Raw genomic sequence first — 12,931 nt, forward strand, 5'->3', positions numbered from 1 at the left:
CCCCCCCCCCCCCCCCCCCCCCCCCCCCCCCCCCCCCCCCCCCCCCCCCCCCCCCCCCCCCCCCCCCCCCCCCCCCCCCCCCCCCCCCCCCCACCGCCGGTTAGGCCCTTTTCGGCTGCCTGCGGCCCCGCGATCACCGGGCACGGTCTCCCCGTACGGTGTTCCCGGTACGCAGGACACGACCGGGCCCGATGGGCGTACGGTGGTCCGTGGCGCGAGGTGGTCGCGCGAGGAGGCCGGCCGTGGAGGCGAAGTTGAAGACGGTGATCGGCGGAGAGCTCGTGGAGCTGCCGGGCACCATCGCCGGTATCCGCGCCGTCCTCGACGAGGAGCAGGCGCGCGCGTTCGACCAGGAGATCCCGCACGTCCCGGCCGGCGAGCTGCCCGCCAGACTGGCCCGGTGGGCCATGGGCGGCACGGGAGCCGACCGCGAGGACCAGGAACTTTTCGAGCGCCTCGAGCGCGGCGAGGACATCGGTGCCGTACCGGCCGACGACAGCCGGCCGGAGGTGGCGTGACCCGCCGTCGCCTCCAGTACGCACCCCCTGCCGACCAAGCCCGCGACTCCATGGACACCGCCCTGCGCACCCGCTTCGACGCGGGAATGCACCGCCTCGCCGACGACCCGTACGGCCACGGCTCCGCGGCAATAAAAACGGAACGCGAGCGCCGAGAAGCCACCGTCGCCGGCGTCGTCATCCGCTACTACGTAAGCGAAAGCGTCCTCACGGTCACGGTCGTACGCATCGTGTACTTCTGACTCCCCCAGCCCGGCGGCCGCCTGTGAGGCCCCCGCTCGTGCGCCGTTCGATGGAAAAGTTGGGGTTCCGCTGGAGCTGATCGCGGGCATCGTGGCCTTCTGGGCGCGGGACGGCGGGACGGCGGGGCGGCCACGGCGCTGCTGACGCTGGGGTTTGCGTGGGCCGGTACGGCGCTGGTCATGGCATCGGGGTCGCCGGGGCAGCTCAGTCCGGCGCTGGCGGTGTTCCTGCTGACGCTGACGCCGTTCATTCTGGTCCTCAGCGTGGCGGCGTTGAGTGGCAAGCCGCTGTTCGCGATCCTGCTGCTGGCCGGCGCGTCCCGGTACGCATTGGTCGGTTTCTACAACGCGACCGGCAACGCCGCGGTGGAGTCGGCCGCGGCCTGGCTGGGGGTCGCTCTCGGGGCGTTCGCGCTCTACGGCGGGCTGGCTCTCCTCCTGGAGGACACCGCCCAGCGGCACCGTGCTGCCCCTCGGGCGGCGGGGCCATGCGCGGGTGTCCCTGGAGGGCGGGCTGCGCGCGCAGTTGGCCTACGCGCAGCAGGAGGCGGGCGTGCGGCGTCAGCTGTAGGGGGTGGTCCTCCTCATCCCTTGTACGCGCAAGGCCCCCCGCCCTCCAGCAGCCGCTCCACCTCGTTGTGGGCCGCGTTGACGATGCGTACGACGGCTTGGGCGGCGTCGGTGGGACGGCCCGCGGCGACCGCGCTAGCGACTTCCTGGTGGCGGTGTACGGCCGCCATGTCGATGTCGGGCGGCATCAGGGCGAGGTCCCGGCGGGCCGTCAGCAGCTCCTCCGTGACCTCGGCGAGCTGCGCGAACATGCCGTTGCCCGAGGCGGTGAGCAGCGCGCGGTGGAAGGCCGCGTCCGCGGCGACGAAGGCCGCGCGGTCGCCGGTCCCGGCGGCGTCCGCCATGGCGTGGGCGTGCTCGGTGAGTGCGGCGCGGGCGCCGGGGGCCGCGCCGGACGCGGCGAGGGCCGCGGCGGACGGTTCGACGGCGGCCCGCAGCTCGGCCAGTTCGCGCAGCTGGGCCTCGCGCCGGGGCGAGGCGAGCCGCCAGCGGATGATCTGCGGGTCGTAGAGGTTCCACTCGGCGAGCGGCCGTACGGTGATGCCGACGCGCGGGCGGCTGGTGACGACCCGCTTGGACTCCAGGACGCGGACCGCCTCGCGGGCCACCGTGCGCGAGACGCCGTACCGTTCCTGTACGTCCTCCAGGCGCAGCACCTCGCCCGCCCGGATCTCGTCCGCGGCGAGCGACCGGCCGATGCGGTCGACCACCTGCCCGTGCAGGCCCTGAAGTTCCACGCCGTCCCCCGTGTTCCCGTGTTCCCGTGCGCCTCGGTACGGGGCGGCCGGACCGCGGCCGCCCCGCCGATTGTCACACCTGAACCGCCTTCGGTGCCCGCCGGCAGGACGGGGTCAGAACGCCTGGGGCGGCGGTGCCGAGTCGCCGGCGCCGCGCAGGAAGTCCAGGTCGACGCCGGTGTCGGCCTGGGTGACGTGCCGGTCGTAGAGGTAGTTCCAGCCGCGTTCCGCGGGCGCGCGGGGCGGCTGCCAGGCCGCGCGGCGGCGCTCCAGCTCGTCGTCCCCGACCAGGACGTCGAGGCGGCGGGCCGGTACGTCCAGGCGTACGGAGTCGCCGGTGCGGACGAGGGCGAGCGGGCCGCCGACCGCCGCTTCGGGGGCCACGTGCAGGACGCAGGTGCCGTACGCGGTGCCGGACATCCGGGCGTCGGAGATGCGGACCAGGTCGCGGACGCCGGCGTCGAGGAGCTTCTTGGGCAGCTGCACGTTGCCGACCTCGGGCATACCCGGGTAGCCCTTCGGGCCGGTGTTGCGGACGACGAGGACGGTGTCGGCGGTGACGTCGAGGTCCGGGTCCTCCGCGACGGCGAGGTAGTCCTCCAGCGAGTCGAAGACCAGCGCGGGCCCGGTGTGGCTGAGCAGCTTGGGGTCGGCCGCCGACTGCTTGATGACCGCGCCGTCGGGGGCGAGGTTGCCGCGGAGTACGGCCGTGCCGGTGCCGGCGGGCTGAACGGGGCGGTCGAGCGGGCGGATGACCTCGCGGTCGTACACCTCGGCGCCCGCGCAGTTGTCGACCAGGCTGCGCCCTGTGACGGTGACGGTGTCGTGGTGCAGGTGGTCGCGGAGGTCGTTGATCAGGGCCGGGAGCCCGCCCGCGTACGCGAATTCCTCCATCAGGAAGCGGCCGGAGGGCATCAGGTCGATGAGGAGCGGGAGTTCGGCGCCGAGGCGGTCGAAGTCGTCCAGGGCGAGCGGGACGCCGAGGCGGCCGGCGAGGGCGAGGAGGTGCAGTACGGCATTGGTGGAGCCGCCGATGGCGGCGTTGATGCGGATGGCGTTCTCGAAGGCGGCGCGGGTCATGATGCGCTGCGGGGTGAGGTCGGAGCCGGCCAGTTCGACGGCGCGGATGCCGGTCTCCTCGGCGAGGGTGCCGCGGCGGGAGTCGACGGCGGGCAGGCCGGAGCCGCCGGGGACCATCATGCCGAGCGCTTCGGTGAGGCAGGCCATGGTGGAGGCCGTGCCCATGGTCATGCAGTGGCCTGCGCTGCGGGTCAGCGCGGTCTCGAACTCGGTGAACTCCTCCTGGGTGACCGTGCCCGCGCGCAGCTCCTCGGTCATCCGCCAGACGTCCGTACCGGATCCGACGGCGCGGCCCCGGAAGCGGCCGTTGAGCGTGGGACCGCCGGTGAAGACGAGCGCGGGGACGCCGGCGCTGGCGGCGCCCATGAGAGCCGCGGGGGTGGTCTTGTCGCAGCCGGTGAGGAGGACGACGGCGTCCAGGGGGTTGGCGCGGATCTGCTCCTCGATCTCCATGGCGGCGAGGTTGCGGTACAGCATGGTGGTCGGGCGCATGATCGGCTCGCCGAGCGACATCGCGGGGAACTCCAGCGGGAAGCCGCCGGCCTGCAGTACGCCGCGCTTCACGGCGTCCGCGAGGAGCTGCAAGTGGCCGTTGCAGGGCGTGAGTTCGGAGTAGGTGTTGCAGATGCCGATGACCGGGCGGCCGTCGAAGTTGTGACCGCCGCGGCCCATGGCGCGCAGGGAGTGCCGGGCGATGAAACCGTTCTTGCCGCCGTCGCCGAACCAGGCGCGGGAGCGGAGCGCGGGCTGCTCCGGCGGGTGCGGGGAGGATGCGTTCGCGGCCATGCGAGGTCCTTCCGGTGCGGGCGTGGCGGGCCGGGCGGGACCGGCCGTGACCAGGCTGCACCCTCCCGCTCTCCAATGGTGCTATCAAAGCATGATAGGGGTCTCGCCTGTCCAGAGTCCGGCACGGACCTTTTCCCACGACGGGGCACTGGGCGAGCGTGGCAGAACCTTTCGGACGCCGGGCAGCGCATACGGGTGGCCGAGGAGCCGGGCCCGAGTGGCGTCGCGGGCCCGGCCCCGCGCAGCGCCCCGCGCCTCGCCCCGATCGTCCGCACCGCGCGCACCACGGCCGCCGGACTCTCCCGGCGGCTGGCCTGAAACACCCCCGCCCCGGGCGTGCGCCATGACCCGTCGGCGCCGCCCGTCACCCCTGTCACCAGGCACGATGCATACCGGCCGTTCGAGGGGCAGCTTCACGACACGCTTGCGCGAAAGCTTATAGAGTCACAATTCACGTCATATTCTCCGGTTCTGTGCAGAAGAGTGACGACGTGGTCGTGTCAGGCATGGTCCGGGAAGCGGCGGCGGGTCCCCCGCACCCTGTGTGGGCAGCACGCCGCCTGAAGGTGTGCTTCCTCCTTTTCAACCTCTACGGCATCGGCGGCACCATCCGCTCGACCGTCAACCTCTCCGGCGCGCTGGCGGAGGCCGGGCACGACGTCGAGATCGTCTCGATGATCAGGACCCGGGCCGCTCCGGCCCTGCCCGTCCATCCCCGGGTACGCATCGTGCCGCTGGTCGAGGCCCGCAGGGACCGGCCCGGCTTCGACCCGGCGCACGACCCGAAGGGCAACCCCTCACGCGTCTACCCCGCCTGCGACGGCCCGTACAAGCTGTGCAGCGCGCTGGTCGACACGCGGATCGAGGAGTACCTGCGGGACACCGAAGCGGACGTGATCATCGGGACGCGGCCCGGCATCAACGTCTACCTCGCGCGCTTCGGGCCCGCCCGCGCGCTGCTCGTCGGGCAGGAACACCTCACCCACGACATGCACCGGGCGGACGTGCGGACGGCGCAGAACGCGGCGGTGCCCCGCCTCGACGCCTTCGTCACGGTGTCCCGGCAGGACGCCAGGATCTACCGCGAGGCCCTGCCCGATGTCGCCACGGAGATCCGCTGCATCCCCAACGCGGTGCCGCAGCCGGACGTGTCGCCCTCCTCGGGGCGCCACAAGCTGGTGGTCGCGGCCGGCCGGCTCATCCGCATCAAGAACTACCGGCTGCTGATCGACGCGTTCGCGCGCGTGGTGGAGCAGCGCCCGGACTGGAAGCTGCGGCTGTACGGGCGCGGGCCCGAGGCGCGGGCGCTGCGGACCCGCATCCACGAGCTGGGGCTGTGCGAACAGGTGACGATGATGGGCGCGCACGCGCCGATCGAGCCGGAGTGGGCCAAGGGGTCCATCGCGGCGGTCTCCTCGGACGGCGAGTCGTTCGGGATGACGATCGTGGAGGCGATGCACGCCGGGCTGCCGGTGGTCGCCACGGACTGCCCGTTCGGGCCGGGCGAGATCATCTCCGACGGGGTGGACGGGCTGCTCGTCCAGCCGGGCAACGCCGAGGAGTTCGCGGCGGCGCTGCTGGAACTGATCGCGGACGACGAGCGGCGGGCCGCGATGGCCGCGGCGGCCCGCGCCAAGGCGCTGGACTACGCGCCCTCGGCCGTCGCGCACGCCTACGTCAAGCTCTTCGAGGACCTCGCCGCGAAGACGGGCAAGTGCTGCGGTCCGCCGGAGGCGCGGAAGGAGCTCGCCGGGGCGCACGCACTGGGCGGGTACACCGGTACCGCGGGGCGGGGCAGGGCGCTGCGCGCGGGCAAGGCGCTCGCCCGGCGCGTGGCACGCCCCCTGCTCCAGCGGCCGGTCACCGCCGTGCCGCTGCTCGGTGTACTGCGCAAGGTCTCGCCCGCGGCCGCCGCGCGGGCCGACGGCACGGCACGCAAGCTGCGCCCCGAGGCGCGCTGCGCGGTGGCCGAGGACGGTGCGCTGGTACTGACCTTCCCCGCCGCGGGGCTGACCGGCCCCGCCGATCTGGTACTGCGCCGCCGCAACTCCGCCGAGGAGGTGCGGGTGCCGCTGCCGCCGCCCGTACGGGAGGGCCGCGGCGGCCCGTACCGGGTACGGCTGCGGCTGGCGCGGATGCCGCTCGCCGAGGGGCACTGGGAGGTGTGGGTACGGCGGCGCGCGGACGGGGCGCTGCGGCCCGTGCGGTCCACGATGGTCGAGCGGGCCGCGCTGGTCGGCCGGGCCCCGGAGGTGGCCGACGGCGCCGTGCGGTCCTGGATCCCGTACGCCGCCGACAGCGGGCGGCTGGCGCTGCGCGTGTGGCAGCGCGCCGCGCACGCGGAGGCGGTGTGGGTCGCGGTCGGCCCTTCGGTCACCTACGTCGAGGCGCAGCTGCTGGGCGCGGAGCCGGCGGCGGAGGCGGTGGTGACGGCGACGCGCCGCGGCACGCGGCCGACGGTGCTGCGGCTGCCCACGACGGAGCTGGGCACCGGCCGGTTCTGCTGTCTGCTGCCGCACGAGGACTTCACCGGGCGGGTGGCCGGGTCGGCGCCGCGGGAGCGGGAGTTCTGGGACCTGCGGCTGGTGCTGCCGGGCGGCACGGCCGTACGCATCGGGCGGATCGGCGGGGACATCGTCGCGCGCAAGGACATCGACACCCATCCGTCGGCGTACCGCGGTGAGGGCGCGGCCCGCGCGCGGGTCCGTCCGTACTTCACCGACGCCAACGACCTGGCCCTGGTGGCCGCGCCGGCTCCGGCGCCGGACACCGCGGCCGTGCACGCGGCCGCGCCCCGGTGCGCGCATCTGCGGAACGGCTGAGACAGCGGTCCACAGCCGGCCGGCGGGCGCGTCTCAACTCGCCGGCGGCGCCGTCCTCGTCGTACCGGCGAAGACCGACCAGGTCACCGGGCGGCTCATGAAGGGGCTGAAGGAGCGGGCGCGCGGGCTGGGGGCGCTGCGCCGGCGGGTCGCGCGGTGTCCGGTGCCGCCGGCCGTCTCGGCGCGGTGGGCGTCGGCCGCGGACGGGAAGGGCGCGCCGAACACGCCGTGCCAGAGCCCGATCGCGCCGGTGTGGTCGCCGGCCTGCTCCCGGCGGCGGGCCTCGGCGGCCTGCGCGGCCAGTGCGGCCAGCACCTCGGCGCGAGCCGTGCGCTGTGCCCCGGTCCAGTCGGCGGTGAGGTCCTGGGAGCCGGTGGGGTCCAGGACGGGGCCGGTGACGGCCTGCGCGGCGTGCGCGAGGGTGGTGGCGATCGCGTCGGTGTGCTGCCGGGGTCCGGAGACGGCTTCGTAGGCCAGCGCCTCCCACAGGAGGCCGCGGGTCTCGCGCAGTACGGGGTGGCCACCCCTTAACGACTTGACCATGCGGACCTGGTGGACGAAGCGGCCGTCGGTGGCGTGGTCGTGCCGGCCGATGACGCGGTTGAGCGTGCGGACCGTCGAGCGCTCCCAGGTGTCCCGCTCCCAGTTGGCGGTGAGCAGGTCGGTGCAGCGCGGGTCGGCGAGGGCCGGGGTCAGGCCGAAGGTCACGTCCAGGTCGGCGAAGGTGACCTGGAGGGCGCGGGAGGTGCGGTCCTCGTCGCCGAAGCGGGAGCCGGGGAACGCCTCGGTGACCGTGTCGCAGAGCATCGCCATGGCGTCGGCGGCGCCGCCGGGGCGCTTGACGAGGCGGGCGAAGCGCCGGTGGAAGACCATGACCATGCCGATGTCGTCCAGCGGGGCGATGCGGGTCTTCCGGGCGAAGCTGCCCTGGAGGCAGCTGCTTTCGATCAGGCCCGCGTTCTTCAGCGCCGCGGTGATCTGGCGGTGCCGGCGACGGGCCCTCTCGTAGCGGCCGGGTTCCAGGGCGAGAGCCTGGTCGAAGTCGCCGAATGCGGTCCTGGCGGTGTAGGTCATCGCGAGGGGCTCGTTTCTCTCGACAGCAACGGGACGAGGGGGCATTCCGGTTGGGCGTCCGCGGCGGTGCCGGGTACGTCCGGGGAGGAGCGAGCGTAGCGGGGAATCGTTTCAGCGGAAGGGGTCGAACGTGTCACATCATGCATGGGAAAAATCGTTCCTCTCCGACGCCGGCCGACGACCGGACAAGCCGCGGCGAGTTGTCTTGTGCCACTCCGTGCCACTCCCGCACGACGGGTTCCGGTTCCCTCCGTGCGCACACCGGTCCGTCCGGGCGGCCGCACCTCCCGGGCGAACGCGCGGCACTCCATTCAACTACGCATATATCTGTCGTGGAGCACCGCGAAAGAGCTCGTCCTGATCGATGATGAACTTAATTCCCCCTTTCTCGTCCACCTCCGACAGCACCTGTTTCACGCCCTGTTGCCATCGCGACCGCATCCGACAGCGGCAGCGACCTTCTGGCATATGCCAGAGTCGTCCCGGCGACATACCCCTCCGGCGGACCGCCGACACCGCTCAGTTCGGGAGATCCGCTGCCAACAGGTCCAGCAGAAGCGAGTCGTGCCAGGTGCCGTCGGGTCCGCGCTCGTACTGGCGCATGATCCCGACCGGCCGGAAGCCGGCCTTCCGATAGCTGCGGATCGCCGCCTCGTTGTCCGCCGCCGGATCGATCGTGATCCGGTGGTGACCACGCTCCGTCAGCAAGTGCCGCGCCAGCGTGCGCACCGCGTCGGTGCCCAGCCCCCGGCCGTGCAGCGCCGCCGTCAGATAGATGTCGATATTCGCGTGCCGATAGTCCGGATCCGATTCCTGCGACCACTGGATCGCGCCAATGATCCGGCCCGCGTACTCGATCGCGTACGTGTACTTCCCGGGCGAGGCGAGGTCATCGGCGACCTCGGCCTCCAGGTCCTTCCCGCCGCGCCATCGCGCGTACACCTCGGGCTCGCCCCGGATCGCGGCCAGGACGGGGATGTCGTCCGCCGTGGCGGGGCGCAGTACCACGTCGACGCCGTACAGAGTCGTCTGCATACGCCATGACGCTAGCGGCCGGGCCCCGCCACCGCACCGGTGCGGCCCGGCGACCGCGATCTTCCGGACGCCCGGGGCTACTGGGCGGCGTGCCGCTCGCGCAGCGCGGTCTTGAGCACCTTGCCCGCCGCCGAGACCGGCAGCGCGTCGGTGAAGTACAGCTCGCGCACCCGCTGGTACGGGGCGACGCGCTCGGCGACGTACGCCATCAGCTCCTCCGCCGTCGCCGCCGTGCCGTTCCGCAGGACCACATAGGCGGCGGGGATCTCCCCCGCGTCCGCCGCGGGCGCGCCGATCACCGCGGCCGCCGCCACCGCCGGGTGCCCGGCCAGGATGTCCTCCAGGTGCAGCGGATAGACGTTGTACCCCTTGTAGATGAGCATGTCCTTGGCGCGCCCCGACAGGAAGAGGTGGCCCCGCTCGTCCAGCCGCCCGATGTCACCGGTGCGCAGCCAGCCGTCGGCGTACTGCTCGGCGGTGAGTTCCGGGTGGCCCTGGTACCCGTCGGTGACCTGCGGGCCGCGCGCCCACAGCTCACCGGTCTCCCCCACCCGCAGTTCGCGCTCGGGGTCGAGCAGGTCGCGGATGGACAGCTCGGTGTCCGGGAGCGCGACGCCGACCGTGCCGTGCGGCGTCCCGGCGGCGGCGTCCAGCGGCCACATGGCCAGCGCCATGGTCGCCTCGGTGAGCCCGTAGCCCTCGCTGAACAGCGCGTCCGGGAAGAGTTCGGTGAGCCGCTGCCGGGTCCCGGGGTCCATGGGCGCGGCACCGGAGTTGATGTTGCGTACGCATTTCAGGCGGCGCCCGGCGCTCGCCGGGGAGGCCAGCAGGGCCCGGTACATCGTGGGCGAGCCGCCGACCATGCCCACTTGGTGGGCCTCGAGGTCGTCGAGGAAGCGGGCGGGGTCGAAGCGGGTGTGCAGCACGGCCGTGGTGCCGATGACGGTGTGCGCGACCATGCCGACCAGGCCCATCGCGTGGAAGAGCGGGGCCACGGAGATCGTCGACTCGGTGCCGGGGACGGACTGGTGGGGCGTCGCGACCGCCTCGTCGCGGACCACGTCGAGCACGCCGTCCGCCTCCCGCAGCCGTCCGGCGGCCCGTACCCAGACGGTCTGGGCGGCGTTGGCGATCACGTTGCGGTGCAGCACGCGGACCGCCTTCGACCGGCCGGTGGTGCCGCCGGTGAACGCGAGGTGCGCCAGATCCTCCGGGCGCCGCCGCGCGGGCTCGGCCCTGCCGTACGTCAGCAGCTCGTCGGCGGCGAGGACGGTACGGCCGGCCGGGGGCTCGGGGACGGTGACCGGCCCCGGTTCACCGGGGGTGCCCGGTCCGCCGGGAGCCGGTACGACGGCGGTGAAGCGCACGCCGGGTGCGTCGGCGGCGTACACGGACGGCAGCGCGCCCGCGTAGGCGATCACCGCGCGGGCGTCCGAATCGGCGAGCTGCGCGGCCAGCGGGGCCGCGGGCTGCGCGGGGTTCGTGGGGCTGACGACCGCGCCGGCCAGCAGCGTGCCCCAGTACGCGACCGGGAACCACGGGCAGTTGGGGATCATCAGCAGCACGGTCTCGCCGGGGGCTATGCCGTGCTCGTGCAGGCCGCGCGCGAACCGCAGCGCCCGGTCGTACAGCTCGGCGTACGTCAGGCTCTCCCGCCCGTCGGTCAGCGCGAGCCGGTCGGGATAGCGCCGCGCGGCCCCGGCGAGCACGGCGCCGACGGGCAGGGGCGGGTAGTCCAGTGCGGTACGCGGCATGGGGCGACTCCTCGGGGGGTGCCGGTGTCTGCGGACGACGGCTACGGGAGGGCGTGAGGGACAACACGAGCGCGGAGGTCACATATTGGCGAACGATCGTTAAGCTAAGGCGGCGCCACGACCTCTGTCCAGGGGTCGGAAGTCGAAGGGACGGAACTTCCTGTGACAGCCGACGCAACAGCCGAGATCACCGGCACCGTGCAGTGGCGGGCCTGGCAGGACGGTGTGCTGCCGCCCGTCGAACGCGTCCGGGACGGCCTGTGGTCCCTCCCCGTCCCCATTCCGGACAACCCGCTGCGGTACGTCCTGGTCTACGCGCTGGAGGTGCGTGGCGGCCTCGCGCTCGTCGACGCGGGCTGGGACGCCGACGTCTCGTGGCAGGCACTCAACGACGGGCTGACGGCCATCGGTTACGACATCCGCGACGTCAAGGCCGTGCTGGTCACCCACAACCACGCCGACCACTTGGGCCTGGCGGGCCGGGTCCGCGACGCCTCCGGCGCGTACGTCGCGCTGCACGAGCTGGACGCCCATGCGATGCGCCCGGAGCTCGACACGTACGACAAGTGGCGGCACGGGTACGTCGGGCACCTGACGGAGCACGGCATGTCCGGCACCGACGCGGACGCCACCGCCGACATGATGGACCCCGACCGGCTGTTCCGCGCCCCGCGCCCGGACGTCCTCCTCCGGGACGGCGAGCGCATCGCCCTCCCCGGCCTTGACCTGCGGGTCGTCTGGACGCCCGGCCACAGCCCCGGCCACTCCTGCTTCTACGACCCCGACCGGCAGCTGCTGTTCTCCGGCGATCACGTACTGCCGCGGATCACGCCCTCGATCGGGTACCTCCTGCAGAGCGTCGGCGACCCGCTCGCGGACTTCCTGCGCTCGCTGGACAAGCTGACCGGCTACGACGTGGCCGAGGTGCTGCCCGCGCACGAGTACCGCTTCCGGCAGCTGGACCGGCGGCTCGCGTACATCGCTCGACACCACACCGAGCGGCTCGCGGAGACCCTGGCCGCGGTCACCGCGGCGCCCGGCAGCACCGCGTGGGAGCTGGCCGCGCACCTCAAGTGGTCGCGCAGCTGGCAGGAGTTCGGCCTTCAGCAGCGCCGCTTCGCGCTCGGCGAGACGCTCGCCCACCTCAAACTGCTCGCGGCCCGCGGGGAGATCACCGAGCACGCGGGCGGGCCGGAACAGCCCGGGGGCCCGCGTCGGCCAGCGCGCTGGACGCCGGCTGCCCCTAGGCGATGACGAACGATCGTTAACTTACGGCTGCATGGAGACCGTGTCCAGAGAGGGCGCCGCACAGGATCGGGCCGCCGTACCACGTCGGCCTGGGCTGCGGCGGAAATGGCGCATCCGGCACACGAGTTGCACACCTGTCACGGGCCTCACGGGCACAAGCGCGTTGCGCTGCCGTACCTGCCGCGCACCGGCCGGGCGCGGCCCAATCGTCGTGGAACGCCGCTGGTCGGCGCGGGTGAGTGAGTGAACGGCCGACGGCGGTCCGGCGGCAGTCCGGCGTCCGCCCACCGCAGCGACGACAGGACACCCGCCGGGAACTCGACGCAAAGAGACCGGTAAAGGTCCGAGACTGATCGGCGGCCGTCACCAGAGCCATCTCTCCAGGAACTCCACCCAGATGTAGCCCACGAACCCGTCGAAGGCCGGCGGGTCGATGGCCTTCAGCTGCACCGCCAGCCGCCCCAGCTCGGCCACCGCGGCGCCCTCATCGCCGTTCGGGTCGTTCAGGACCGCCGAGCGGCTCACGTGCAGCCCGTAGTGGTGCAGCGTGCGCAGCCACAGCTCTATCGAGGAGTTGGCGAACCACGCCTCGCCGTCGGGCAGTACGTAGTACACCGCACCGGAGTCGGGATCGACGCCGAACGCCCAGGTCAGCGCGGGCGAACGGCGGCCGTGCGCGTTCTGCGTCAGCCGGTACAGGAGCCGGCCGTCGCGGGTGCGCAGCTGCGGTTCGGGCTCGTGCTGGAAGCACGCCGTGCCGATGAGATTGTCCACCACCGGTATCCCGGTGGTCACCAGTAACGCCTTCTGGCGGTCCGGTATCCGCCACTTCGCCACGGCGTCCGGATCGGCCCGGACGACCTGTCCGGCACCGGCCCACGCCACCAGCTCTTCGTATTTCGGCACAGGAGCCCCTCCCCCCACGGCTGACCGCACGCGGCGGGACTCTACCGGGAACAACCGTCCGGCGAGTCGGACATCTGACCACGCGGCGCGGCGCGAAGGAGCAGACCGGGGCGGGAAAGAGAATTGAACGGTCGTTAAGAGCGGGTGGCCGACCACCGG

At 73.3% G+C, this 12,931-nt stretch carries 11 protein-coding genes; 5 read left to right on the forward strand and 6 right to left on the reverse strand.

All coding sequences use genetic code 11. From position 1 onward, the window contains the following. Positions 1–242 precede the first annotated feature (242 nt). Together ACZ4MH_RS00005 and ACZ4MH_RS00010 are read left to right on the forward strand one after the other, a co-directional pair. Positions 243–518, forward strand: a complete 276-nt coding sequence (locus tag ACZ4MH_RS00005; protein WP_351598778.1) for a hypothetical protein — start codon at positions 243–245, stop codon at positions 516–518. Between the two features lie 50 nt (positions 519–568). Continuing rightward, positions 569–760 carry a hypothetical protein gene (locus ACZ4MH_RS00010; protein WP_351598812.1) on the forward strand — a complete coding sequence of 64 codons (192 nt, stop codon included), beginning with the start codon at positions 569–571 and terminating at the stop codon, positions 758–760. Between the two features lie 584 nt (positions 761–1,344). On the opposite strand, the gene ACZ4MH_RS00015 is transcribed toward ACZ4MH_RS00010, so the two are convergent. Both ACZ4MH_RS00015 and ACZ4MH_RS00020 read right to left on the reverse strand, forming a co-directional pair. After that, complete coding sequence (locus ACZ4MH_RS00015; RefSeq protein WP_467753610.1) at positions 1,345–2,067, reverse strand: FadR/GntR family transcriptional regulator; 723 nt, start codon at positions 2,065–2,067, stop codon at positions 1,345–1,347. A 114-nt stretch (positions 2,068–2,181) separates the two neighbouring features. Beyond that, a complete protein-coding gene (locus ACZ4MH_RS00020; protein WP_351602048.1) occupies positions 2,182–3,933 on the reverse strand; it encodes an IlvD/Edd family dehydratase in 1,752 nt (583 codons plus the stop codon). Positions 3,934–4,128: 195 nt separating this feature from the next. Between ACZ4MH_RS00020 and ACZ4MH_RS00025 the strand changes: the two genes are divergently transcribed. Then, the gene (locus tag ACZ4MH_RS00025) at positions 4,129–4,251 is read left to right on the forward strand and encodes a hypothetical protein (protein ID WP_351602051.1); all 123 of its coding nucleotides are present in this window, start codon (positions 4,129–4,131) and stop codon (positions 4,249–4,251) included. A gap of 155 nt (positions 4,252–4,406) precedes the next feature. Further along, entirely contained in the window at positions 4,407–6,755 is a 2,349-nt protein-coding gene (locus ACZ4MH_RS00030; RefSeq protein ID WP_467753612.1) for a glycosyltransferase, read from the forward strand. A gap of 33 nt (positions 6,756–6,788) precedes the next feature. Here the strand turns inward: ACZ4MH_RS00030 and ACZ4MH_RS00035 are convergent, their stop codons facing one another. From ACZ4MH_RS00035 to ACZ4MH_RS00045, 3 genes are all read right to left on the reverse strand, one after another. Next, positions 6,789–7,829 (reverse strand): SMODS domain-containing nucleotidyltransferase, encoded by a 1,041-nt coding sequence (locus ACZ4MH_RS00035; protein ID WP_351595828.1) that lies wholly within the window; start codon positions 7,827–7,829, stop codon positions 6,789–6,791. A 519-nt stretch (positions 7,830–8,348) separates the two neighbouring features. After that, entirely contained in the window at positions 8,349–8,864 is a 516-nt protein-coding gene (locus ACZ4MH_RS00040; protein WP_351595831.1) for a GNAT family N-acetyltransferase, read from the reverse strand. A 77-nt stretch (positions 8,865–8,941) separates the two neighbouring features. After that, positions 8,942–10,618: a class I adenylate-forming enzyme family protein gene (locus ACZ4MH_RS00045; protein ID WP_351595833.1), complete on the reverse strand. Its 1,677-nt coding sequence runs from the start codon at positions 10,616–10,618 to the stop codon at positions 8,942–8,944. Positions 10,619–10,780: 162 nt separating this feature from the next. On the opposite strand from ACZ4MH_RS00045, the gene ACZ4MH_RS00050 reads away from it, so the two are divergent. Then, entirely contained in the window at positions 10,781–11,872 is a 1,092-nt protein-coding gene (locus tag ACZ4MH_RS00050) for an MBL fold metallo-hydrolase (RefSeq protein ID WP_351595835.1), read from the forward strand. 357 nt (positions 11,873–12,229) lie between these two features. Here the strand turns inward: ACZ4MH_RS00050 and ACZ4MH_RS00055 are convergent, their stop codons facing one another. Beyond that, positions 12,230–12,772 (reverse strand): SUKH-4 family immunity protein, encoded by a 543-nt coding sequence (locus ACZ4MH_RS00055; protein ID WP_351595837.1) that lies wholly within the window; start codon positions 12,770–12,772, stop codon positions 12,230–12,232. Between the last annotated feature and the right edge of the window lie 159 nt (positions 12,773–12,931).

It is taken from the genome of Streptomyces sp. NPDC026301 (assembly GCF_055567935.1).